General features: G+C 60.6%; 23 protein-coding genes. 15 read left to right on the plus strand and 8 right to left on the minus strand.

Going from position 1 to position 24,137, the window contains the following annotated elements; genetic code table 11:
- Positions 1 to 23 precede the first annotated feature (23 nt).
- The 4 genes from AB4O22_RS00325 to AB4O22_RS00340 form a co-directional block, all read right to left on the minus strand.
- The gene (locus AB4O22_RS00325; RefSeq protein WP_069971374.1) at positions 24 to 515 is read right to left on the minus strand and encodes a GreA/GreB family elongation factor; all 492 of its coding nucleotides are present in this window, start codon (positions 513 to 515) and stop codon (positions 24 to 26) included.
- A gap of 74 nt (positions 516 to 589) precedes the next feature.
- Complete coding sequence (locus AB4O22_RS00330; RefSeq protein ID WP_028237098.1) at positions 590 to 946, minus strand: hypothetical protein; 357 nt, start codon at positions 944 to 946, stop codon at positions 590 to 592.
- 104 nt (positions 947 to 1,050) lie between these two features.
- On the minus strand, positions 1,051 to 2,904 hold the full coding sequence (locus tag AB4O22_RS00335) for an Lnb N-terminal periplasmic domain-containing protein (protein WP_223470923.1): 1,854 nt from the start codon (positions 2,902 to 2,904) through the stop codon (positions 1,051 to 1,053).
- Between the two features lie 88 nt (positions 2,905 to 2,992).
- Entirely contained in the window at positions 2,993 to 3,481 is a 489-nt protein-coding gene (locus AB4O22_RS00340) for a DUF3015 domain-containing protein (protein ID WP_003185616.1), read from the minus strand.
- A 274-nt stretch (positions 3,482 to 3,755) separates the two neighbouring features.
- Here AB4O22_RS00340 and AB4O22_RS00345 point away from each other — a divergent pair, with 274 nt between their 5' ends.
- From AB4O22_RS00345 to AB4O22_RS00360, 4 genes are all read left to right on the plus strand, one after another.
- Positions 3,756 to 6,194 (plus strand): Lon protease family protein, encoded by a 2,439-nt coding sequence (locus AB4O22_RS00345; protein ID WP_223470922.1) that lies wholly within the window; start codon positions 3,756 to 3,758, stop codon positions 6,192 to 6,194.
- 368 nt (positions 6,195 to 6,562) lie between these two features.
- Complete coding sequence (locus AB4O22_RS00350; protein ID WP_013694243.1) at positions 6,563 to 6,904, plus strand: PA4575 family protein; 342 nt, start codon at positions 6,563 to 6,565, stop codon at positions 6,902 to 6,904.
- Positions 6,905 to 7,037: 133 nt separating this feature from the next.
- Positions 7,038 to 7,526 carry a TIGR00645 family protein gene (locus tag AB4O22_RS00355; protein WP_003205748.1) on the plus strand — a complete coding sequence of 163 codons (489 nt, stop codon included), beginning with the start codon at positions 7,038 to 7,040 and terminating at the stop codon, positions 7,524 to 7,526.
- 204 nt (positions 7,527 to 7,730) lie between these two features.
- On the plus strand, positions 7,731 to 8,348 hold the full coding sequence (locus AB4O22_RS00360; protein ID WP_003205746.1) for an FKBP-type peptidyl-prolyl cis-trans isomerase: 618 nt from the start codon (positions 7,731 to 7,733) through the stop codon (positions 8,346 to 8,348).
- A gap of 134 nt (positions 8,349 to 8,482) precedes the next feature.
- Here the strand turns inward: AB4O22_RS00360 and AB4O22_RS00365 are convergent, their stop codons facing one another.
- The 3 genes from AB4O22_RS00365 to AB4O22_RS00375 all read right to left on the minus strand — a co-directional run bounded on the left by AB4O22_RS00365 (position 8,483) and on the right by AB4O22_RS00375 (position 10,461).
- On the minus strand, positions 8,483 to 8,740 hold the full coding sequence (locus tag AB4O22_RS00365) for a PA4570 family protein (protein WP_003205743.1): 258 nt from the start codon (positions 8,738 to 8,740) through the stop codon (positions 8,483 to 8,485).
- Between the two features lie 206 nt (positions 8,741 to 8,946).
- The gene (locus tag AB4O22_RS00370) at positions 8,947 to 9,288 is read right to left on the minus strand and encodes a zinc ribbon domain-containing protein YjdM (RefSeq protein WP_003205741.1); all 342 of its coding nucleotides are present in this window, start codon (positions 9,286 to 9,288) and stop codon (positions 8,947 to 8,949) included.
- A 204-nt stretch (positions 9,289 to 9,492) separates the two neighbouring features.
- Complete coding sequence (locus tag AB4O22_RS00375) at positions 9,493 to 10,461, minus strand: polyprenyl synthetase family protein (RefSeq protein WP_003205740.1); 969 nt, start codon at positions 10,459 to 10,461, stop codon at positions 9,493 to 9,495.
- Between the two features lie 239 nt (positions 10,462 to 10,700).
- On the opposite strand from AB4O22_RS00375, the gene rplU reads away from it, so the two are divergent.
- From rplU to AB4O22_RS00405, 6 genes are all read left to right on the plus strand, one after another.
- Positions 10,701 to 11,015, plus strand: coding sequence for a 50S ribosomal protein L21 (gene rplU / locus AB4O22_RS00380; protein WP_003176051.1), 315 nt, complete (start codon positions 10,701 to 10,703; stop codon positions 11,013 to 11,015).
- Positions 11,016 to 11,050: 35 nt separating this feature from the next.
- A complete protein-coding gene (rpmA, locus tag AB4O22_RS00385) occupies positions 11,051 to 11,308 on the plus strand; it encodes a 50S ribosomal protein L27 (RefSeq protein WP_003205738.1) in 258 nt (85 codons plus the stop codon).
- Positions 11,309 to 11,498: 190 nt separating this feature from the next.
- Positions 11,499 to 12,722, plus strand: coding sequence for an Obg family GTPase CgtA (gene cgtA / locus AB4O22_RS00390; protein WP_003205736.1), 1,224 nt, complete (start codon positions 11,499 to 11,501; stop codon positions 12,720 to 12,722).
- 336 nt (positions 12,723 to 13,058) lie between these two features.
- Positions 13,059 to 14,177: a glutamate 5-kinase gene (gene proB, locus AB4O22_RS00395; RefSeq protein WP_003205734.1), complete on the plus strand. Its 1,119-nt coding sequence runs from the start codon at positions 13,059 to 13,061 to the stop codon at positions 14,175 to 14,177.
- A gap of 9 nt (positions 14,178 to 14,186) precedes the next feature.
- The gene (locus AB4O22_RS00400; protein WP_460095755.1) at positions 14,187 to 14,642 is read left to right on the plus strand and encodes a CreA family protein; all 456 of its coding nucleotides are present in this window, start codon (positions 14,187 to 14,189) and stop codon (positions 14,640 to 14,642) included.
- Positions 14,643 to 14,723: 81 nt separating this feature from the next.
- Positions 14,724 to 16,760 (plus strand): toxin-antitoxin system YwqK family antitoxin, encoded by a 2,037-nt coding sequence (locus AB4O22_RS00405; protein ID WP_460095756.1) that lies wholly within the window; start codon positions 14,724 to 14,726, stop codon positions 16,758 to 16,760.
- A gap of 270 nt (positions 16,761 to 17,030) precedes the next feature.
- Here the strand turns inward: AB4O22_RS00405 and rpsT are convergent, their stop codons facing one another.
- Positions 17,031 to 17,309, minus strand: a complete 279-nt coding sequence (gene rpsT / locus AB4O22_RS00410; protein ID WP_003185593.1) for a 30S ribosomal protein S20 — start codon at positions 17,307 to 17,309, stop codon at positions 17,031 to 17,033.
- 254 nt (positions 17,310 to 17,563) lie between these two features.
- Between rpsT and murJ the strand changes: the two genes are divergently transcribed.
- The 5 genes from murJ to fkpB all read left to right on the plus strand — a co-directional run bounded on the left by murJ (position 17,564) and on the right by fkpB (position 23,951).
- Positions 17,564 to 19,102, plus strand: coding sequence for a murein biosynthesis integral membrane protein MurJ (gene murJ / locus AB4O22_RS00415; protein ID WP_223470920.1), 1,539 nt, complete (start codon positions 17,564 to 17,566; stop codon positions 19,100 to 19,102).
- A gap of 130 nt (positions 19,103 to 19,232) precedes the next feature.
- A complete protein-coding gene (gene ribF / locus AB4O22_RS00420; protein WP_057451576.1) occupies positions 19,233 to 20,171 on the plus strand; it encodes a bifunctional riboflavin kinase/FAD synthetase in 939 nt (312 codons plus the stop codon).
- A gap of 13 nt (positions 20,172 to 20,184) precedes the next feature.
- Complete coding sequence (gene ileS, locus AB4O22_RS00425) at positions 20,185 to 23,016, plus strand: isoleucine--tRNA ligase (RefSeq protein ID WP_460095757.1); 2,832 nt, start codon at positions 20,185 to 20,187, stop codon at positions 23,014 to 23,016.
- Positions 23,009 to 23,521 carry a signal peptidase II gene (lspA, locus tag AB4O22_RS00430; RefSeq protein ID WP_003205724.1) on the plus strand — a complete coding sequence of 171 codons (513 nt, stop codon included), beginning with the start codon at positions 23,009 to 23,011 and terminating at the stop codon, positions 23,519 to 23,521. The genes ileS and lspA overlap by 8 nt, the downstream gene beginning before the upstream one ends.
- A complete protein-coding gene (gene fkpB / locus AB4O22_RS00435; RefSeq protein ID WP_003205723.1) occupies positions 23,514 to 23,951 on the plus strand; it encodes an FKBP-type peptidyl-prolyl cis-trans isomerase in 438 nt (145 codons plus the stop codon). Before lspA ends, fkpB begins: the two co-directional genes overlap by 8 nt.
- The last annotated feature ends 186 nt before the right edge of the window (positions 23,952 to 24,137 follow it).

The raw sequence follows: 24,137 nt of genomic DNA on the forward strand, positions 1-24,137 counted from the left end.
CATGTTTAAACAGACTGGCAGTATCACTGGAGATCGATCGCAACGACCTCTATAGCGAGATTCCCCAATGGTCGTTCCCATGTCACCTCATCGCCAATCTTTGCCGCCAGCAACGCCCGTCCCAGCGGCGAGCCCCAGTTGATCAGCCCACTGGCCGCATCGGCCTGGTCTTCCCCGACCAATTGCACTCGCTGCTCGTGGTCCTGTTCATCGACAAAGGTCACCCAGTGGCCGATCCGCACTTGATCGGATGAAGTCGGCGCAACGACCTGGGCGCTTTGCAGGCGCTGCGTGAAATAGCGCAGATCCCGCTCAAGGTCGGCGATCCGCTGCTTGTCCGCCAGCTCCCCACGGCTCGCCTGCTGGGCGTGTAGCGCCTGCAACTCGGCGACCCGGGCCTGTAGCTGGGCAAGTCCTGTGGGCGTGACGTAGTTGGGTTGCGCGCTGACCTGGCGCTCGACCGGCTGGTCGGCCTGGGCAGCGGCGTTATCTTCGTTGACGAAGGCGCGGCTCATGGCATTTGCTCCTCTGCATTGGAGTTTGGGCCATGGTTGCAGGGTTTTGGTTTCGACGGATGTCTGTACGCGACTTATTGCGAGCGATAAGCCCGGGCGGCGTCCTGGTCTTTCTGTTGCTGCCAGGCCCGTTCACGTTCGTCCCAATGGCGCTCGCGATAGGCATTGCGCTCTTCGTTCTCGCGCATGGCCTGGCACTGGCGGAAGCCATCGCTCCAGCCCTCGGCATAACGCGGATCCTTGAGGTAACGCGGCACATCTTTTCTGAATTGGCCGGTGATCACCCCGGCGGCTTGCCGGCCGCTGCTGCAACCGTCGTCGTAGCCGTCGGCGAACGCTGGTGGATAACCCCGGGCGATCAGGTCTTCGTGGGTGGTTTCACAGCCACCGAGCAACATCAACACACTCAGGACCACTGTCGCACGCTTCATTTCTGCTTTCCTGCCGAATCCCGCTCATACAATAAGTCTAGGAGTGGATTCGTCAGTAAGGCGTGAAAGCGTGGTGATTAATCCGTTCGTTGCCTAGGCCATGGTCAGTAGTGGTACCACTTCACCTCGAGCATCACTTCGTTCTCCGGCGAGGCCAATTGGCTGAATTCCCGCTGGGCACTCAGGCGCAGGCCGAGGTTGCGGGACAATTCCCATTGTTGATTCAAGCTCAGGCTGCGGCGCACTTCGCCGTTGACGAAATAATCACCCTTGGCTTCCAGGCTCAGGTTGCCCAGCGGGTTTTTCCACAGCACACCGCTGTTGAAACCGGCGGCCGGGGCGATGAATTGGGCGAAATCGTTGTTGTGCTCGACCCGTACCGTGCCCAGGGCAAAGCCCAGCACCTCTTCGCCCAGCGCCCAGGTGCCACCGGCGCCGCCGTTGACGTGGCTGACCAGGGTTTCATCGTCGTGTTTGCCTGGCACCCGCTCCAGGCCGCCGGTGACCTGCCAGGACAGCGGTTGCAGCAGCTCGTTGCGTGGGGTCAGGGAGCGAATGGTCGCCAGGTCCAGTTGTTGCACCTGCCAGTCATTGCCTTCGTACTGGCGCAGTTTCAATTGCAGGATTTCGATCTGTGCGCCCAAGGGGAAGCTCTCGGCGTTGTCGTTCAGATCGTGATAGGCCATGCGCAAGCCATACTCGCCGAACGCCCGGTCGCCCCGGGTGCCGAGGCCGGCCTGCCAGGTGCGCGATTGGTGACCGTCCTCGGGCAGGCCCGGTTGTGGGATATCGAGTTCCGGCGCAGGGTTCTGGTTGATCGCCCGCAACAGTTCGAAACTGCGCTGGGAACGCTGCGGATCACGCTCCTGGCCGTTGGCGCGATAGCGCTCCAGGCGATAGGCCGCATCGATGATCAGCGCCTGGCGTTCGCGCGGCAACGCCTTGAAGCCGGGGGCTTGCAGTTGCTGCTGGTCGGCGCTGACTTTCAGTACCCATTGCTGTTCATCATCGCTGAGCGGTTCGGCGCGGCTGAGCAGTTCCCGTTCACGGGACGGTCGATACTGGATGCTTTCCACCAGGCCAGCTTCTTTCACTGCCTTGACGGTGTCGGTGGGAATCGCGGTCAGCGGGAATTGTTCAGTCAGGCGCAGGCTGGGGCGAGCCACTTGCAGCAATTCGAGCAGGCGATAGGAGCAGTTTTCGTCGAAGAAAAAATAGTCGAACTGAATCTGCTTGAGTTCCCAGACGTGCTCAACCATGCGCTCGGTTTCCGCCTGGCTCAGGTTCAGGCGGTATTCCCACAGGTCGCGGTTCTCCAGGCTACGGTACTCGGAGAGTTTTTCCTGGTACGGCACCAGGGCGAACAGGCCGGGATAGCCGCCCATCAGGCCCTTCCAGGCATAGAGGATGCTGTTGTCCGAGCCTTCGATGTAGGCGCCGAAATTGATCGCATAGCTGAGCAGGGCGGTCTTGTCGCTTTGCACATCGGCCTGGTCGATGCGCAGCAGGGTGTGGCCGAACATCGAGGAGGGACTGTTCAGGTACGCAGCGGGGAAGATCATCACCGCGCTGTGGGGCGAGACGTCCTTGAACCATTGGTTGAAGTCGCCGCAGTCGACGGCCGGCAGATCCGTCAGGTTGAGCTGGGCCTTGAGCCAGCGCGTGCGCGCCGGGTACACGCACTGGGCATGCTGCTGGCCGGCGCTGGCCGGGCTGTACAGGGCTTTTAGCGTGGCGCTCAGTTCACGCTCGGGATGTTCGTTGCCATCGGGCGCGAGGAAGAATTTCTTGTCGCTGATATAGCTGCGCCAACCGCCGAGCTTGGCGGCTTCGTAGTGGCCCAGGGAAATCCAGAAGCGGTCATTGGCCAGTTGCTGCAAACGTTGAGGGGCGACATGAGGCGCGGCGGACAGCGGGGCGCACACACAGAGCGCCAGCCAGGCAAGGCGTTTGAGCATAGTCGGCTACTTGGAAAGGCGAAAAATAAAGACCGAAGGGGCCCCAAAAAGAAAACCCGCTCCCCGAGAGGAGCGAGTGGTGTCGAGCTTAAGCTTGAGTGGCGTACTTGGCCAGGCGAGGATCGCTTTTCAGCACGGCCAGGGTGTTGGTATGCACGTCTTCGGCGGTTACGTCAGCCTTGCTGAAGATCTGCTGGAAGTGCTCGTGGGTGACGGCAGAGAAATGTGCGCGGTCTTCCGGCGCTACGCCCAGTACCACGGCATAGGTGGTCAGCGCTTCGCCCTGACCCTTGGCCATGTCTTCGGACAGCTCGTTCATCATGCCATTCATGGCCAGCCAGGACTTGCCACCGTAGGTCAGTGCAGCATTGGTCGAGCACCCGTTGGTGCCGGAGGTCATGCCGAAGGTCGCGTTACCGGAAGTGCCGTTGGTGGTGGATGCCAGGAAGTGTGCCGGAGTGCCACGCTGACCTTCGAACAGCATGTTGCCCCAGCCGCAATCCGGGCCGCCCGGCGCCTGAGCCATGGCGTTGATGGATACAGCGGTGAAGAGAGTACCGAGAAGAATCCGTTTCATAGCTATGTTCTCTTTATGTGCATACCAATGGACAGGGTCTGGCCCCTACAGCTGCCAGTGGGCCGGTTATTGTTCCAGCCGCGCAATTTGGAGTTTAGGCACGATCCGAGGGTTCCGTGACATTTTGCAAAAACATTACTGGGGATCGCCTGTTTACGGGGCCCCGCCTGGGGTTTTCCCATTGACTATGCTTTGGTCTGAGGCGCTCCTTGCCAGTCAGGTACAGGCAGCGCCAGAATGCCGCTATCTGCCCCGCCTGATGTAAGGAAGCCCGATGCCTGATCCTGTTGCTGCCAGCTTGCGTCTAGCGCCCGAAGCGCTGACCCGTCCGTTTTCCGCTGAACAGTTCAGCTTCTCTACCACCAATGATCTGGAGCCCTTCCGCGGAGTGCTTGGCCAGGAACGTGCCGTCGAAGCCTTGCAGTTCGGCGTTGCCATGCCGCGCCCCGGTTACAACGTATTCGTCATGGGCGAGCCCGGCACTGGCCGGTTTTCGTTCGTCAAACGCTACCTCAAGGCCGAAGGCAAGCGCCTGCAGACCCCGGCGGACTGGGTCTATGTCAACAATTTCGATGAGCCCCGCGAACCCCGTGCCCTGGAACTGCCGTCAGGCACGGCCGGTGCTTTCATCGCCGACATCAACGGCCTGATCGACAACCTGCTGGCGACTTTCCCGGCGGTGTTCGAGCACCCGTCCTACCAGCAGAAGAAAAGCGCGATCGACCGCGCCTTCAACCAGCGCTATGACCGCGCCTTGGACGTGATCGAGCGCCTGGCGCTGGAGAAGGATGTCGCGCTGTACCGTGACAGCAGCAACATTGCCTTCACGCCGATGAGCGAAGGCAAGGCTCTGGATGAAGCGGAATTCGCCCAGTTGCCGGAAGCCGAGCGCGAGCGTTTCCACGAGGACATCTCGGGCCTGGAAGAGCGCTTGAACGAAGAGCTCGCCAGCCTGCCGCAATGGAAGCGCGAGTCCAGCAACCAGTTGCGCCACCTCAACGAAGAAACCATCACCCTGGCTCTGCAACCATTGCTGGCACCGCTGTCGGAGAAATACGCAGAGAACGCTGCGGTCTGCGGCTACCTGCAGGCCATGCAGGTCTATCTGCTCAAGACCGTGGTCGAGCAATTGGTGGACGACAGCAAGACCGACGCCATCGCCCGCAAACTGCTGGAGGAACAGTACGCCCCGAGCCTGGTGGTCGGGCATCCGTTCAGTGGCGGCGCGCCGGTGGTGTTCGAGCCGCACCCGACCTACGACAACCTGTTTGGTCGCATCGAATACAGCACCGACCAGGGCGCGCTCTACACCACGTACCGGCAGTTGCGTCCGGGTGCCTTGCACCGGGCCAATGGCGGTTTCCTGATTCTCGAGGCGGAAAAAATGCTCGGTGAGCCGTTCGTGTGGGATGCGCTCAAGCGTGCCCTGCAATCGCGCAAGCTGAAAATGGAATCGCCGTTGGGTGAGCTGGGGCGGCTGGCCACGGTGACCCTGACGCCGCAGCACATTCCGCTGCAGGTCAAGGTCGTGATCATCGGCGCCCGCCAGCTCTACTACGCCTTGCAGGACCTGGATCCGGACTTCCAGGAAATGTTTCGCGTGCTGGTGGATTTCGACGAAGACATCCCGATGGGCGACGAGAGCCTGGAGCAGTTCGCCCAGTTGCTCAAGACCCGTACTTCGGAAGAGGGCATGGCGCCGCTGACCGCCGACGCGGTGGCGCGCCTGGCGACCTACAGTGCGCGTCTGGCCGAACACCAGGGGCGCTTGTCGGCGCGTATCGGTGATCTGTTCCAGCTGGTCAGCGAGGCGGATTTCATTCGCCAACTGGCCGGTGACGAGATGACCGACGCCGGTCATATCGAACGCGCCCTCAAGGCCAAGGCCACCCGCACCGGGCGTGTCTCGGCGCGAATTCTCGACGACATGCTCGCGGGGATCATCCTGATCGACACTGCTGGCGCGGCCGTGGGCAAATGCAACGGGCTGACGGTGCTCGAGGTCGGCGACTCTGCGTTTGGTGTGCCAGCGCGGATTTCCGCCACGGTGTACCCGGGCGGCAGCGGTATCGTCGACATCGAGCGGGAGGTCAACCTCGGCCAGCCAATCCACTCCAAGGGCGTGATGATCCTCACCGGTTACCTGGGCAGTCGTTATGCCCAGGAATTCCCGCTGGCGATCTCGGCCAGCATCGCCCTGGAGCAGTCCTACGGTTACGTGGACGGCGACAGCGCGTCCCTGGGCGAGGCGTGTACGCTGATCTCGGCCCTGTCGAAGACGCCGCTCAAGCAGTGCTTCGCCATCACCGGCTCGATCAACCAGTTCGGCGAAGTTCAGGCGGTGGGCGGGGTCAACGAGAAGATCGAAGGCTTCTTCCGCCTCTGTGAAGCACGCGGGCTGACCGGTGAGCAAGGGGCGATCATTCCCCAGGCCAACGTCGCGACCCTGATGCTCGACGAGAAAGTGCTGGCCGCCGTGCGCGCCGGGCAGTTCCACGTCTACGCGGTGCGCCAGGCCGACGAAGCCCTGAGCCTGCTGGTGGGCGAGCCTGCCGGCGAGCCGGATGAAAACGGCGAGTTCCCCGAGGGCAGCGTCAACGCCCGCGTAGTGGAGCGGTTGCGGGTGATCGCGGAGATGATCAGCGAGGACGACATCAAGGAAGCGGAAAAGGAACTGGCACAGCAGGCATTGACGGAGGCCAAGCCGGCTTGATGTTTTCCTGACCCCAGCAAGACCCCCTGTGGGAGCGAGCTTGTGGGAGAACAGCCTGTGGGAGCAAAGCTTGCTCGCGATAGCGTTTTGTCCAGTCAACAGAAATGTTGCATGTGACAATCTCATCGCGAGCAAGCTTTGCTCCCACAGGCTTGCTGTCACCATCAATGTTTTGGGGATTATTGCTAAAAAGTGCCACCACTTTGGCGTCAATATTCACACTGTGACCGCTCGGCGTATTCTGGTCTCGAAAGTCCTTGCGACCGGAACTTTTCTTCTATCCTCAGCTCAAGGATAACGAGAGTCATCATCGGATCGAAACAGCCTCCTCCCGGGGCTGAATACCGGATCTACCGAGGGGCGCCGCCATGTCGCGCAACCTTTGCCTCACTCGTCAATGCCTGGGCCTTGTCACCCGTATCGAATGCGCCATCCGCCCCCTGGCGGGAGATACCGGTATGTGGACCTTGCTCTTCGCCGCCGGAATGGCCGGTGAACAACCTTCTGCCATCAAGGCCCAAGGGCCATTCCCCGGCCCGACTGCCGCCGAATCCATCCTCGATACCATTGTGCAAAGCCTGACACTGCATGGCTATGAGCTGGCCGACGACCCGCAGATCTGGTCCCTGCACATGCAAGCCCAACTGCGTGAAATCAATGGAGGCCGTTGTCGCAATGTCGGCGGCTTCGAGTTTCGTCCGCTGCATTGAAGGCCATCACCGCACGGGCACCGGCAGTAAAATTTTGACACAAGAGCAGGGACCAGGGAGGGGCCCGGCATTTGTGGGGCCGGTCGTGGCTGATATACTCGCCGCGATTTTTTCAGCCCTGGTGTGAGATTCAATGGAACGCTTTATCGAAAACGCAATGTACGCCTCCCGTTGGCTGCTGGCGCCGATCTACTTCGGGTTGTCCCTGGGCCTGTTGGCCTTGGCGCTGAAGTTCTTCCAGGAAGTCTTTCACGTCATTCCCAACGTGTTTTCCATGGCCGAGTCCGACCTGATCCTGGTGCTGCTGTCGTTGATCGACATGGCGCTGGTGGGCGGCCTGCTGGTGATGGTGATGATTTCCGGCTACGAGAACTTCGTCTCGCAACTGGATATCGGCGACGACAAGGAAAAGCTCAACTGGCTGGGCACCATGGACTCTTCGTCGCTGAAGATGAAAGTCGCCGCCTCGATCGTGGCCATTTCCTCCATCCACCTGCTGCGCATTTTCATGGACGCCAAGAACGTCGATCCCGAGCACCTGATGTGGTACGTGATCATCCACATGACTTTCGTGGTCTCGGCATTTGCCATGGGCTACCTGGACAAACTGACCAAGCACTGAGGTCCGCTCACCGCGCTGGCGCAACGCCCGCCTGTAGAATTGCAGGCGGGCGTTGTCGTTTCTGGCGGCCTGCTTTGACGCAGGGGGCTCGTCACCCGCGGTGGCATCTGTGCTAGTCTGCTCGCCCTTTTGGTTCCGGGCGCTCCGGGAGGCGCTGTGTCACGCACGGCAACTCTCGAGCCGTCCGCACAGCGGAGCAGCATCATGTCCGAAGTTAACCTGTCCACCGACGAAACCCGCGTCAGCTACGGCATTGGCCGTCAGTTGGGCGACCAACTGCGCGACAACCCGCCACCGGGTGTGAGCCTGGATGCGATCCTGGCCGGCCTGACCGACGCGTTCGCCGGCAAGCCAAGCCGCGTGGGCCAGGACGAGATGTCCGCCAGCTTCAAGGTCATCCGTGAAATCATGCAAGCCGAAGCCGCTGCCAAGGCTGAAGCCGCCGCTGGCGAAGGCCGTGCGTTCCTGGCCGAAAACGCCAAGCGTGAAGGCATCACCACCCTGGCTTCCGGCCTGCAATTCGAAGTGCTGACCCAGGGTGAAGGCGCCAAGCCGACCCGTGAAGACCAGGTGCGTACCCATTACCACGGCACCCTGATCGACGGCACTGTGTTCGACAGCTCCTACGATCGTGGCCAGCCAGCCGAATTCCCGGTAGGCGGCGTGATCCCAGGCTGGACCGAAGCCCTGCAACTGATGAACGCCGGCAGCAAATGGCGTCTGTACGTGCCGAGCGAACTGGCTTACGGCGCTCAAGGCGTTGGCAGCATTCCACCGCACAGCGTGCTGGTGTTTGACGTCGAGCTGTTGGACGTACTGTAAGACCCTGCCCGGTTTTACTGCCGGACAAAAAACTGTGGGAGCGAGCTTGCTCGCGATGGCGGTCAGTCAATCGATATCGATGTTGAATGACACACCGCTTCGCGAGCAAGCTCGCTCCCACAGGGTCAGGTGCTTCATCCGTGGAACCTGCCGCTGAAATCACCCGTCGGGCGCAATGCCCGGGCGTAGCAGAACAGGAACAGATTGCGCACCAGTTCCTTGAGCACCAACGGTTCACTGGAATTGAGGCTGTTGAGGTCCAGATCCCCTTGGTCCTGCAGCTCGTTCAAGGCTTCTTCTTCAAGCACCGCACAGACTTCCCCGGTTTCCCGATGCAGGATCCTGAGGTAGGGATGTGGGCGGTCCAGCCAGGCATCGATCAAATAAGTCATGGTTCTCATCTCCTTGATGGGGTTCGATGAGAATAATTCTTATTCGCTAAATAGCAAGGCTCTATTGGCGTTGCGATTGTTTTTCTGACGATGGGTTATGGCCGCTCAGGACGGCTGGCACTTGGCTAACGTCCGAGAAATGGGGCCGAAGCGCAGAGAGCGAAGCTCCATCCCACACGCGGGGTATGGGATGGAATACAGCAGGATCAGACTTTTCTTACGAACTCGGATTTGAGTTTCATCGGGCCGATGCCGTCGATCTTGCAGTCAATGTCGTGGTCGCCATCGCACAGGCGGATGTTCTTGACCTTGGTGCCGACCTTGACCACCAGCGACGTGCCCTTGACCTTGAGGTCCTTGATCACGGTGATGGTGTCGCCGTCCTGCAGGACGTTGCCGACCGAATCTTTCTTCACGGTATCGTCGGACACTGTTTCAGCTTCGCCGCTGGCGGACCATTCGTGGGCACACTCCGGGCAGACCAGTTGAGTACCGTCTTCGTAGGTGTATTCGGAATTGCATTTCGGGCAGGGAGGCAACGTGCTCACTAAGGTTCCTTGGGTATCGGGAGGACAAAAGGGCGCACATTATATAGGGTTTTGTTGCGAAAGAGGGACGGTGCTGCGTTTGGATATCCTGTGGCGAGAGGATTTGTGGGAGCAAGGCTTGCCCGCGATGGCGACTATGCGATCCTTCAGAAACCGAGTCGCCGGTATCGCGGGCAAGCCTTGCTCCCACAAAAGCCCTGTGTGTCAGTGGGTGCGGGCCACCGCAAACTCGCTCAGTTCCACCAGCGCATCGCGGTATTCGCTGGCCGGCAGGGCGTCGAGGCATTTGATCGCGCGGGCGACGTAGTCACGGGCCAGGTTCGCGGTGTAGTCCAGCGAGCCGGACGCTTCGACCGCGACACGGATGCTTTCCAGGTCTTCGATCCCGCCTTTCTGGATCGCCTGGCGAACCAGTGCTGCCTGTTCAGGCGTGCCCTCGCGCATGGTGTAGATCAGCGGCAGGGTCGGCTTGCCTTCGGCCAGGTCGTCACCGACGTTCTTGCCCAGGGTCTCGGCATCGCCCTTGTAGTCCAGCAGGTCGTCCACCAGCTGGAAAGCCACGCCCAGGTGGTCGCCGAAGGTGCGCAGCGCTTCGCTCTGTTCGGCGCTGGCACCGGCCAGGGCGGCGGCGCTGTGGGTCGAGGCTTCGAAGAGCATCGCGGTCTTGCCGCGGATGACTTCCATGTAGGTTTCTTCGGTGGTGCTGGCATCGCGCACCTTGGACAACTGCAGCACTTCGCCCTCGGCGATGATGCGCGTGGCCTGGGACAGGATTTTCATCACCGGCATCGAGCCCAGCTCGACCATCATTTCGAACGAGCGCGAATACAGGAAGTCGCCCACCAGCACGCTCGGGGCATTGCCCCACATGGCGTTGGCGGTCGAACGGCCACGCCGCATGCCGGACATGTCGACCACGTCGTCGTGCAGCAGGGTCGCGGTGTGCAGGAATTCGATGGTGGCGGCCAGCAGGCGCATGTCGTCGCCTTCGCGACCCAGGGCCTTGCCGCACAACAGCACCAATAAAGGACGCAGGCGTTTACCGCCGGCCGATGTGATGTAGTCGCCGATTTTCGATACCAGCGGCACTCGGGAAGTCAGCTGCTTCTTGATGATGCCGTCGACGGCGCTAAAATCGTCCGCCACCGCGCGGTAGAAAGCTTGGGGTTGCATCAGCGACAGGTGCTCCAGAAGGGTTGCGCGGCATGCTAGGACCCCCACCCAGGCCTGTCAAGGCGCGATGGACGGCTACTTGCAAGGCTCTCTTGGCTTGCGTACAATCGCGCACCCTGAACTTCCTGGGCAGCACCTGCCTTACGCAATTGCATTAGGGCCTTCCAGCCCATGCAGCCATGCCAGCCAATACCTCTTCTTATAAAGCGCTGGGTGAGCAGGATTATCGGAGAAATACCATGTCGTACGCAGTAATTGTTACTGGTGGCAAGCAATACAAGGTCGCCCCAGGTGAATACCTGAAGATCGAAAAACTGGAAATCGCTACCGGCGAATCCGTGACTTTTGATCGCGTTCTGTTGGTCGCCAATGGCGATGACGTGAATATCGGCGCTCCAGTCGTTGCTGGCGCTACCGTTGTGGCTGAAGTGATCTCCCAAGGTCGTCACGATAAAGTCCGCATCATCAAGTTCCGTCGCCGTAAGCACCACATGAAGCGTATGGGCCACCGCCAGTGGTACACCGAGATCAAAATCACCGGTATTCAGGCTTAATTTCAGCCTAATTCCTCACTAGGAGAATTGAACTCATGGCACACAAAAAAGCTGGTGGTAGTACCCGTAACGGTCGCGACTCAGAAGCCAAACGCCTTGGCGTGAAGATGTATGGCGGCCAGGCTATCAAAGCAGGCAACATCATCGTGCGTCAGCGCGGCACCCAATTCCACGCTGGCTACGGCGTGGGCATGGGTAAAGATCACACCCTCTTCGCTAAAGTCGAAGGCGTGATCAAGTTCGAAGTAAAAGGCGCCTTCGGTCGTCGTTACGTAAGCGTTATCGCAGCTTAATTGCGAGATCGCTGGAAAAGCCCTGTCTTGCGACGGGGCTTTTTCGTTTGTGGGGTGAGTCTCTTGCAAAACTGTTTGTATGGGCTGTCGGCGCTGCGGTTGGGGCGTGTCATCAGGTCGCTGCGCTCATTTTTGCAAGAGTCTTATGTCTTGTTTTTTTGGCTCGTCCGTATGGCGAGAGGCGTGTGTCATGAAGTTTGTTGATGAAGTATCGATTCGAGTAAAGGCCGGCGACGGCGGCAATGGTTGCATGAGTTTCCGTCGGGAAAAGTTCATTGAAAACGGTGGCCCGAACGGCGGTGACGGGGGCGACGGCGGCTCGATCTACATGCTCGCCGACGAAAACCTCAACACCCTGGTGGACTACCGTTACACCCGGCACTTCGATGCCGAGCGTGGCTCCAACGGCGGCAGCACCGACTGCACCGGCAAGAAGGGCGAAGACCTGATCCTGCGCGTGCCGGTCGGCACCACGGTAATCGATTCGGCCACTCAGGAAGTGATTGGTGACCTGACCAAGGCCGGCCAGCGTCTGCTGGTCGCCCATGGCGGCTGGCACGGCCTGGGCAACACCCGTTTCAAATCCAGTACCAACCGTGCGCCACGCCAGACCACGCCAGGCAAGCCAGGCGAGCAGCGTGACCTGAAGCTGGAAATGAAAGTGTTGGCCGATGTGGGCCTGCTGGGCTTGCCGAACGCCGGTAAAAGTACCTTCATTCGCTCGGTGTCGGCGGCCAAGCCGAAAGTGGCCGATTACCCGTTCACCACCCTGGTACCGAATCTGGGCGTGGTCAGCGTTGACCGCTGGAAGAGCTTCGTAATCGCCGACATTCCAGGCTTGATCGAAGGGGCTTCCGAGGGTGCAGGCCTGGGGATTCGTTTCCTCAAGCACTTGTCCCGTACCCGTCTGTTGCTGCACCTCGTGGACATGGCGCCGCTGGATGAAACCAGTGCCGCCGATGCCGCCGAAGTCATCGTCAACGAACTGACCAAGTTCAGCCCGGCCCTGGCCGAGCGCGACCGTTGGCTGGTGCTGAACAAGTGCGACCAGATCCTTGAAGAAGAGCATGAGGAGCGGGTCAAGGAAATCGTCGATCGCCTGGAGTGGGAAGGTCCGGTCTACGTGATCTCGGCCATCGCCAAAGAAGGCACCGAGCGCCTGTGCCACGACATCATGCGTTACCTGGAAGATCGCGCCGACCGCCTGGCCAACGATCCGGCCTACAAGGAAGAGCTGGCCGAGCTCGATCAGCGCATCGAAGACGAGGCCCGTGCCCAGTTGCAGGCGCTGGACGACCAGCGGGCCCTGCGTCGCAGTGGCGTCAAGTCGGTCCATGACATCGGTGATGACGATTGGGACGAAGAAGATGTGGATGACGAGGACGGTCCGGAAATCATCTACGTTCGCGACTGATCTTGTGCTGATGCCGCTCAGTTGAGACTAAGGCCTATGTGAGCGAATCTGTGGGAGCAAAGCTTGCTCGCGATAGCGATTTTACAGCCAGCAAAGGTGTTGGATGTGACGATGTCATCGCGAGCAAGCTTTGCTCCCACAAGCTCGCCCCCACAGGGATTCTCGGGTGGCTGGCATGGGGCAGGTTTAACTGGTCCAGTGCGGTGTTATCATCGCAACCAGCCGGTTTCAAGGCGCCGCTCATTCGAGCGGCGTTTTGGTATCTGTAAAACGCAAATACGAATAATCCCATGGGCGGCGCTGGGTCGCGTCGTTCGCTGGCAAAGGTTGAAGATAATGCGGAGCAAGGTGACGGGTGCGCAGCGCTGGGTCGTGAAGATCGGCAGCGCACTGCTGACGGCGGATGGCAAGGGCCTGGACCGCCAGGCAATGGCGGTGTGGGTCGAGCAGATGGTGGCCTTGCATGAGGCTGGCGTCGAGCTGGTATTGGTCTCTTCGGGGGCCGTGGCAGCCGGTATGAGCCGTTTGGGCTGGACGTCGCGACCCAGCGCGATGCATGAGCTGCAGGCTGCCGCCGCCATCGGCCAGATGGGCCTGGTGCAGGCTTGGGAATCAAGCTTCGCCGAGCACGGTCGCCATACGGCGCAGATCCTGCTGACCCACGACGACCTGTCCGACCGCAAGCGCTACCTCAATGCCCGCAGTACCTTGCGCGCGCTGGTGGAACTCAAGGTCATCCCGGTGATCAACGAGAACGACACGGTGGTCACCGACGAGATTCGTTTCGGCGATAACGACACCCTGGCGGCGCTGGTGGCGAACCTGGTGGAGGCGGATCTACTGGTGATCCTCACGGATCGCGACGGCATGTTCGATGCCGATCCGCGCAACAATCCCGATGCCAAGCTGATTTACGAAGCTCGTGCCGACGATCCTGCGCTGGACGCGGTGGCGGGCGGCACGGGTGGTGCGCTGGGCCGTGGCGGCATGCAGACCAAACTGCGCGCTGCGCGTCTGGCGGCGCGTTCCGGGGCTCATACCATCATCGTGGGTGGGCGCTTGGAGCGGGTGCTGGACCGCCTGAAAGCCGGCGAGCGGATCGGTACCTTGCTCTCCCCGGAGCGCGGCATGCTGGCAGCGCGCAAGCAGTGGCTGGCTGGGCATCTGCAGACCCGTGGCACGTTGGTGCTGGATGCTGGCGCGGTGGCGGCCCTGTCCCAAGGCAACAAAAGCCTGCTGCCGGTGGGTGTGAAGCTGGTCCAGGGCAGTTTCCGTCGGGGTGAAATGGTGGTGTGCGTGGCGCCGGACGGTCGTGAGATCGCCCGTGGCCTGGCCAACTACAGCGCGCTGGAAGCGCAGAAAATCATCGGTCAGTCGTCTGATGCGATTGTCGGTCTGTTGGGTTACATGGCGGAGCCCGAGCTGGTTCACCGTGACAACCTGATCCTCGTCTAAGGAAAAATCATGGGTTTGGCAAAAGGATTGATCGGCTTGCTGTTGGCGGTGCCGCTGCTGGCTTCGGCTGAAGAAATTGGCCAAGTGTCGACGGTGTTCAAGTTTGTCGGGCCGAACGATCGGATCGTGGTCGAGGCGTTCGACGATCCCAGGGTGGATGGCGTGACCTGTTATCTGTCGCGGGCCAAGACTGGCGGCGTGAAAGGCGGCCTGGGCCTGGCCGAGGATCGTGCCGAGGCGTCCATCGCCTGCCGCCAGGTCGGCCCCATCAGCTTCAAGGGTGAGCTCAAGGACGGCGAAGAGGTGTTCCGCGAGCGCACTTCGCTGGTGTTCAAGACCATGCAAGTGGTGCGATTCCTCGACAAGAAGCGCAATACGCTGGTGTACCTGGTCTACAGCGATCGCGTGATCGAGGGCAGCCCGCAGAACGCGGTGACGGCTATTCCGATCTTGCCTTGGCGTTAAGTCGCGAATGACGGGCGAGCCGATCGGCTCGCTTTTTTTATCTCCATGGATTAGTTGTGCTTTTGGCGCGAAGGGATTCGTATGCGTGCGTTTTTGCTGCTGTTTTTATTGGGTTGTTCGGTGTCGGTCGGGGCTTTGGCTGAGCCGTTTTATAGCGAAAAACCCCTGGCCCATCCGCTGATAAAAACTTCCCAGGAGAGTGGGGCGACGCTGGCATTTATCCGCGAAGCCGAGGGTGTCGTAGGCTACTCATGCCTGTGTGATTCGCCGGATGGCGTCCCGCAAGTGCTCGACAGGTATGGCGATGCGAGTGTCGAGTCGGTGTTCTACGCCAGCCTCGACAGTGCTCTCCAGACACTGGTCGTGCTGTCACGGGCAAAGGGGCAGTACGCTCTTCATGGCTATCGGTTCGTGCCGTCCACTGGCGGGTATCGCCGGCTCGAGACGTTGCAGCCGGTATTGGATCGTATAGCCGCTGATCGCAAGGTCCTCACTGCCGCGCTGGTCCAGAAAGAGCTGGGCAAGTTACCGCCCTACGATTACAGCGCCGTGTTGCCCAAGACCGGTGTCGCCGAGTTCGACATGCTGCAGCCCGCGAGTGGCACGCTGGTGGGCTACTTTGGCGTCGACGGTGTCCCGGTGTCAGTGGGGCAACCGCCGGAGGATCCTCATCGCGACACCTACAAAAAGACTTTCCAGCAGCGCGAAGGGCGCTGGCTCACGCTGACTTACGAGCGCGTGCCGCCTCAGGACGAGGATGTGGGTTCTGCCTATCGTGTCAGCAGGATGGCTTGGGAAACCGATCCGAAGGTGTACCAGGGTTCCGAGGATGGGGCCTGGGCGGCCTTGGGCAATGGGCGACTCTGGGCGCTGGGTGTCTATGTTCAGGGCAAGAGGTCGGGCAAGTGGGCGGAATTCGACGAGTCGGGCTACGCGTCCACCGGCACCTATGTGGATGGACTGCGCCAGGGGCCGTGGGTCGTCAGTGATGGGGGCACGGTTTCCAAGGGTATGATCGTCGACGATTTCTATGAGGGGCGCTGGACGATCGAGGCGCGTGACGATGAAGAGCAGATGTCTGGCTTCGATACTTACAAGCATGGTGATTTCGACGGGCCCTCCGAGCGCGTGCGTCATGGTGAGGTTGTCCAGCGCGGCGATTTTGTGGCGGGGCAGCAGCACGGGGACTGGATAATGCCTTGGGGTGAGGGGCGTTATGTGCAGGGCGTCCGGGAAGGTCGTTGGACCTTGAGAATGGACGGCGGTGGTGTCCAGACTGTGGATTTTGTCGCCGACAAGAAGCAAGGCGAATTGCGCGAAGTGGATGCCGCGGGTGTGTTGCGGCTCGTCGAGCATTACCGCGCGGGTGTGCTGGATGGCTTGAAAGAAGCCTACGCGGCCAATGGCAAGCTCACCTATTCGGCCAACTATGCCAACGGCCAGATCGAGGGGCGGGCGCTGACCTACACCGATGACGGTGCCGTGCTGCTTTCGGATATCTCGTGGCGCCATGGTTCGCGAGAGGGTGCCTTTCGTCTCTATCACCCCAATGGTCAACCCGATACGGTGGCAATGTACGAGGGGGATGAGCCCATCGGTAACGTGCAATCATTTGATGCGACTGGGGTGTTGATCGCGGACAGGAACTATTGCCACGTGCCTGATGGGAAATACACCCGTATCAAGCTTTGCGGCAAGCAGCGCGGGGCTTTCAACAACGGGCATTTCGACTCGGAGAGTGATTACCTGTTCGGTAATGAGCAAAGCGCCCGCCATACCCAGGACGGGCGCAAGGTCCGGGAGGTGTTGTTGGGGCCTGATGATCGCGTGACTCACAACGAGTACTACCCCAGCGGCCAGTTGAAGTTCTCCGAGGCCAAGCAGGGCTTTCGCCTGATAATGGTCGAGGGGCGCGAATACAGGGACTACTCGTACGCCAGGCGCGAAGGGGAGACGGTCTACTACTACCCGACAGGTGTGGTTGAGCGCCGCATGAACTTCAAGGATGACAAGATAGTGGGTTGTTACACCGGCTACGACGAGGCGGGCGTGCAGAATTTCCCACCGCCGGGAGGTTGTCCTCTGCCCAAACCGGTGGTTTTCAATTTTGGGGAGTAAGGCTTCTGCTGGGGATTGCGGGTTCATTAAACTGGAAATCGCCGCAGATCCAGGTGTGGGAGCGAGCTTGCTCGCGATGATGGCGGCACAGTCACCATCGCCGTCATCTGGCCCACCGCCATCGCGAGCAAGCTCGCTCCCACAGGGGATTTGTGTTGGGCGCTAAATTTATGCCTGCTGAAGATCCAGTGTGAGAGGGGGGCTGGTTAGGGTTAAATCGCAGGCAATAAAAAACCGACCCTGAGGTCGGTTTTTTAACGAGCGCGTCGCTTAGGCAGCAGCGGCAACGTTCAGGGCCTTTACGTGGCCATTCAAGCGGCTCTTATGGCGAGCAGCCTTGTTCTTGTGGATGATGCCTTTATCGGCCATGCGGTCGATAACTGGCACAGCCAGAACGTAAGCAGCTTGAGCTTTTTCAGCGTCTTTTGCGTCGATGGCCTTAACTACGTTCTTGATGTAGGTACGGACCATGGAACGCAGGCTGGCGTTGTGGCTGCGACGCTTCTCAGCCTGTTTTGCACGTTTTTTGGCGGAAGGTGTGTTGGCCACCGTCGAGCTCCTCGAAAGACTTTTTGGGAAATAGCAAACAAAATAGGCCGCGAATCATGCCGATGAGTTGAAGTCTTGTCAAGGGCGGGTGACGCGTTCCGCTGAATGGCAGGTGCTGCGCACCGAAGGATTTCTTTCCGGCGTGCGACCTGTAAACTCGCGGGCTTTGGCTCTGCACTGTTTAGCGGCGCGGAGTATCGCACAAGTGGGCGCGTTGTTCGCCTGCTGTTTATCGACAGGCAAAAACTCTTTTCATGAATCTGCTCAAATCGTTGGCCGCCGTCAGCTCTATCACGATGCTTTCCCGCGTCCTGGGGTTCGTTCGCGATACGTTGATCGCACGGATATTCGGCGCCGGGATGGCCACCGACGCCTTCTTCATCGCCTTCAAGTTGCCCAACCTGTTGCGGCGGATCTTCGCCGAAGGGGCGTTCTCCCAGGCCTTCGTGCCGATCCTGGCGGAATATAAAAGCCAGAAGGGCGACGAAGCGACCCGCACGTTCATTGCCTACGTCACCGGCCTGCTGACGTTGGTGCTGGCGCTGGTCACGGCGGCCGGCATGCTCGCCGCGCCATGGGTGATCTGGGCCACGGCCCCGGGTTTCACCGATACGCCAGAAAAATTCCAGCTCACCTCGGACCTGTTGCGGGTGACCTTTCCTTATATATTGCTGATTTCCCTGTCGTCCCTGGCCGGGGCGATCCTCAATACCTGGAACCGCTTTTCCGTACCGGCCTTTGTGCCGACCCTGCTCAACGTCAGCATGATCGTGTTCGCGGTATTCCTGACGCCGTATTTCAATCCGCCGGTGATGGCACTCGGCTGGGCGGTGTTGGTGGGTGGCCTGGCGCAATTACTCTATCAACTGCCGCACCTGAAAAAGATCGGCATGCTGGTGCTGCCACGGCTGAACCTGCGCGACAGCGGCGTGTGGCGGGTAATGAAGCAGATGCTGCCGGCGATCCTCGGGGTGTCGGTGAGCCAGATTTCCCTGATCATCAACACCATCTTTGCCTCGTTCCTGGTGGCCGGCTCGGTGTCGTGGATGTATTACGCCGACCGCTTGATGGAATTGCCGTCCGGCGTGCTGGGTGTGGCCCTGGGCACGATCCTGCTGCCAACCCTGGCCAAGACCTACGCCAGTCAGGACCGCCAGGAGTACTCGCGCATCCTCGACTGGGGCCTGCGCCTGTGTTTCGTGCTGGTCTTGCCTTGTTCCCTGGCCCTGGGAATCCTGGCTGAGCCGCTGACGGTTTCGCTGTTCCAATACGGCCAGTTCAATGCCTTCGACGCCTTGATGACCCAGCGTGCGCTGATTGCTTACTCGGTGGGCCTGCTCGGGATCATCGTGATCAAGGTGCTGGCGCCGGGGTTCTATGCCCAGCAGAACATTCGCACGCCAGTGAAAATCGCCATTTTCACCCTGGTGATGACGCAATTGTTCAACCTGTTGCTCATCGGCCCGCTGGCCCACGCCGGCCTGGCCTTGGCGATCAGTGCCGGCGCGTGCCTCAACGCCGGGCTGCTGTTTTACCAGTTGCGCAAGCAGAAGATGTATCAACCGCAGCCGGGCTGGGGCAAGTTCGGCCTCAAGCTGGTGGTCGCCGTGGCGGTGATGTCGGCGGTTTTGCTGGGGGCGATGCATTTCATGCCGGCTTGGAGCGAAGGGCAGATGCTTGAACGTTTCCTGCGCCTGGGGGCGCTGGTAGTTGCCGGCGTGGTGGCGTATTTCGGCATGTTGCTGCTGATGGGGTTCCGTCTGCGTGACTTCAATCGCAAGGCCTTGAGCTGAGGGGTAAGCCCCCGATAATCCCGGGCCGGGCAGTGGTTTTGTCGGTTCGATCACTTTGGGGTGCGGTGTTGCCTGTCGTCGGCCGCCGGGTGTGGTTATAATCGGCCACTTTATGAGCAAGAAGCGCGTTATGCAGCTGGTTCGAGGCCTCCACAACCTGCGCCCCCAGCATCGGGGCTGTGTCGCCACTATTGGCAACTTTGACGGTGTTCACCGTGGCCACCAGGCTATCCTGGCGCGACTGCGCGAGCGTGCGCTGGAGCTGGGCGTGCCCAGCTGCGTGGTGATCTTCGAGCCGCAGCCGCGGGAGTTTTTCGCCCCGGATACCGCCCCGGCCCGTCTGGCCCGGTTGCGCGACAAGCTGCAATTGCTGGCCGCCGAAGGCGTCGACCGGGTCCTGTGCCTGGCCTTCAACCAGCGCCTGAGCAAGCTCAGCGCTGCTGAGTTCGTCAAGACCATCCTGGTGGATGGTCTGGATGTGAAGCATCTGGAAGTGGGCGATGATTTCCGTTTCGGCTGCGACCGCTCCGGGGATTTCGACTATTTGCAACAAGCCGGTATCGCCCATGGTTTTACCGTCGAAGCGGCGCAGACTGTCGAGATGGACGGCTTGCGCGTCAGCAGTACCCAGGTCCGCAATGCCCTGGCGGCTGCCGACTTCGAATTGGCCGAGCGCTTGCTCGGCCGGTCGTACCGGATTGCCGGGCGGATCCTGCACGGGCAGAAACTGGCGCGTCAATTGGGCACGCCAACGGCCAACGTGCAACTCAAGCGTCGTCGTGTGCCGCTGACCGGGGTGTTCCTGGTGAGTGTCGAGATCGACGGGAAGACCTGGCCCGGTGTCGCCAATATCGGCGTGCGGCCCACGGTCCAAGGGGATGGCAAGGCCCACCTCGAAGTACATGTTCTGGATTTTGCCGGCGATCTGTATGACCGGCGTTTGACGGTGGTTTTCCACCATAAGCTGCGTGAAGAGCAGCGTTTTGCCTCTCTGGAGGCGCTCAAGACGGCGATCCATGCAGATATCGCCGCCGCCCGTGCCCTTGTCGCAACCAGCGCCAATCGCTAATGAAGAGCCTTAAATGACCGACTATAAAGCCACGCTAAACCTTCCGGACACCGCCTTCCCAATGAAGGCCGGCCTGCCTCAGCGCGAACCACAGATTCTGCAGCGTTGGGACAGCATTGGCCTGTACGGAAAGTTGCGCGAAATTGGCAAGGATCGTCCGAAGTTCGTCCTGCACGACGGCCCTCCGTACGCCAACGGCACTATCCACATCGGTCACGCGCTGAACAAGATTCTCAAGGACATGATCATCCGCTCCAAGACCCTGTCGGGTTTTGATGCTCCGTATGTCCCGGGCTGGGACTGTCATGGCCTGCCGATCGAACACAAGGTCGAAGTGACCCACGGCAAGAACCTGGGCGCGGACAAGACTCGCGAACTGTGCCGTGCCTACGCCACCGAGCAGATCGAAGGGCAGAAGTCTGAATTCATCCGCCTCGGCGTGCTGGGCGACTTCGCCAACCCGTACAAGACCATGGACTTCAAGAACGAAGCCGGCGAAATCCGTGCCCTGGCGAAAATCGTCGAGGGCGGCTTCGTGTTCAAGGGCCTCAAACCAGTGAACTGGTGCTTCGATTGCGGTTCGGCCCTGGCCGAGGCGGAAGTCGAGTACGAGAACAAGAAGTCCTCGACCATCGATGTCGCGTTCCCGATCGCCGATGAAGACAAACTCGCCACGGCTTTCGGCCTGGGCAAGCTGGCCAAGCCGGCCTCGATCGTGATCTGGACCACCACCCCGTGGACCATCCCGGCCAACCAGGCGCTGAACGTCCACCCGGAATTCAACTACGCCCTGGTCGACGTCGGTGACAAGCTGCTGGTGCTGGCCGAAGAACTGGTCGAATCCTGCCTGGCCCGCTACAACCTCGAAGGTTCGGTGGTCGCCACCGCGCCAGGTTCGGCGCTGGAGCTGATCAATTTCCGTCATCCGTTCTATGACCGCCTGTCGCCGGTATACCTGGCCGACTACGTGGAACTGGGCGCAGGTACTGGCGTGGTTCACTCCGCGCCGGCCTATGGCGTCGACGACTTCGTGACCTGCAAGAAATACGGCATGGTCAACGACGACATCCTCAACCCGGTGCAGAGCAATGGCGTGTACGCACCGTCGCTGGAGTTCTTTGGCGGTCAGTTCATCTGGAAAGCCAACCCGGCCATCGTCGACAAGCTGACCGAAGTCGGCGCGCTGCTGCACACCACCGTCATCGAACACAGCTACATGCACTGCTGGCGCCACAAGACCCCGCTGATCTACCGCGCCACTGCGCAGTGGTTCATCGGCATGGACAAGCAGCCCACCAGCGGTGACACCCTGCGCCAGCGTTCGCTCAAGGCCATCGAAGAAACCCAGTTCGTGCCGGCCTGGGGCCAGGCGCGCCTGCACTCGATGATCGCCAACCGTCCGGACTGGTGCATCTCCCGCCAGCGCAACTGGGGCGTGCCGATCCCGTTCTTCCTGAACAAGGAAAGCGGCGAGTTGCACCCGCGCACCGTCGAACTGATGGAAGAAGTTGCCAAGCGCGTCGAGTCCGAAGGCATCGAAGCCTGGTTCAAGATGGATGCCGCCGAGCTGCTGGGCGACGAAGCGCCACTGTACGACAAGATCAGCGACACTCTGGACGTCTGGTTCGACTCCGGCACCACCCATTGGCACGTGCTGCGCGGTTCGCACCCGATGGGCCACGAGAGCGGCCCGCGTGCCGACCTGTACCTGGAAGGCTCGGACCAGCACCGCGGCTGGTTCCACTCGTCGCTGCTGACCGGTTGCGCCATCGACAATCACGCGCCGTACCGCGAGTTGCTGACCCACGGCTTCACCGTCGACGAGTCCGGTCGCAAGATGTCCAAGTCCCTGGGCAACGTGATCGCGCCGCAGAAGGTCAACGACACCCTGGGCGCCGACATCATGCGCCTGTGGGTGGCGTCCACCGACTATTCCGGCGAGATGGCCGTTTCCGAGCAGATCCTGCAACGCAGCGCGGACGCCTACCGGCGGATCCGTAACACCGCGCGCTTCCTGCTTTCCAACCTGACCGGTTTCAACCCGGCCACCGACCTGCTGCCGGCCGAAGAAATGCTCGCGCTGGACCGTTGGGCCGTGGACCGTACCCTGTTGCTGCAACGCGAATTGCAGGAGCACTACGGCGAATACCGCTTCTGGAACGTCTACTCCAAGATCCACAACTTCTGCGTGCAGGAGCTTGGTGGTTTCTACCTCGACATCATCAAGGACCGCCAGTACACCACCGGCGCCAACAGTAAGGCCCGTCGTTCGTGCCAGACCGCGCTGTTCCACATCAGCGAGGCGCTGGTGCGCTGGATCGCACCGATCCTGGCGTTCACCGCTGACGAGCTGTGGCAGTACCTGCCGGGCGAGCGTAACGAATCGGTGATGCTCAACACCTGGTACGAAGGCCTGACCGAACTGCCGCAAGGCTTCGAGCTGGACCGTGCGTATTGGGATCGCGTGATGGCGGTCAAGGCGGCGGTCAACAAGGAAATGGAGATCCAGCGCGCGGCCAAGGCCGTCGGTGGCAACCTGCAGGCCGAAGTGACCCTCTATGCCGAAGACGCACTGGACGCCGACCTGGCCAAGCTGGGCAACGAACTGCGCTTCGTGCTGATCACCTCCACCGCCAGCGTCGCGCCTTTCGTGCAGGCGCCGGCCGATGCGGTGACCACTGAAGTCAGCGGCCTGAAGCTGAAGATCGTCAAGTCGAACCACACCAAGTGCGCCCGTTGCTGGCACTGCCGCGAAGACGTCGGCGTGAACCTGGAGCATCCGGAAATCTGCGGTCGTTGCGTCGACAACATCAGCGGCACCGGTGAGGTTCGTCATTATGCCTAACGCGGCGGGCCGCTTCGGGCGGCTGGGCTGGCTCTGGTTGAGTGTGCTGGTACTGGTCATCGACCAGGCCAGCAAGTACTACTTCGAGAACTCGCTGACCATGTACCAGCAGATCGTGATCATTCCCGACTACTTCAGCTGGACCTTGGCCTACAACACTGGGGCGGCATTCAGCTTCCTGGCCGACAGTTCGGGCTGGCAGCGCTGGCTGTTCGCCCTGATCGCCGTCGTGGTCAGCGCCGTGCTGGTGGTCTGGCTCAAGCGCCTGGGGCGCAATGAGACCTGGCTGGCCGTGGCGTTGGCCTTGGTGCTCGGTGGTGCCTTGGGTAACCTCTATGACCGCATCGCGTTGGGCCATGTCATCGATTTCATCCTGGTGCATTGGCAGAACCGCTGGTATTTCCCGGCGTTCAACTTTGCCGACAGCGCCATCAGCGTGGGCGCCGTGATGCTCGCCCTGGATATGTTCAAGAGCAAGAAAACCGGAGAAGCCGTCCATGACTGAGCAGCGTATCGCTCAAAACACTGAAGTGAAGCTTCACTTCGCCCTGTACCTGGAAAACGGTGACACCGTCGACAGCACCTTCGACAAGGCTCCGGCGGTGTTCAAGGTCGGTGACGGCAACCTGCTGCCAGGCTTCGAAGCGGCGATCTTTGGCTTCAAGGCCGGCGACAAGCGCACCGTGGTCGTACCGCCAGAAAACGCCTTTGGTCAGCCCAACCCGCAAAACGTGCAGACCATGCCACGCTCCCAGTTCCAGGACATGGAGCTGTCCGAGGGCCTGCTGGTGATCTTCAACGACGCGGCCAATACCGAGCTGCCGGGTGTGGTGAAGGCTTTTGACGACGCCCAGGTGACCGTGGATTTCAACCATCCGCTGGCGGGCAAGACCTTGAACTTCGAAGTGGAAATCCTCGAAGTGAAGGCGGTTTAAGGTTTTACAGGCAGTTCCTGCTGCCACTCGATTTACTGTGGGAGCGAGCTCGCTCGCGATTGCGCAGACCCTTTTAGTCCAGGGGTGACTGCCCCATCGCCATCGCGAGCAAGCTCGCTCCCACATGGGATCTCCATTGTTTTCGGGCCTTTCGCTCGATTAACAGGCAAGCATTCAATTCTTGCG

It is taken from the genome of Pseudomonas sp. S3_B11 (genome assembly GCF_054667715.1).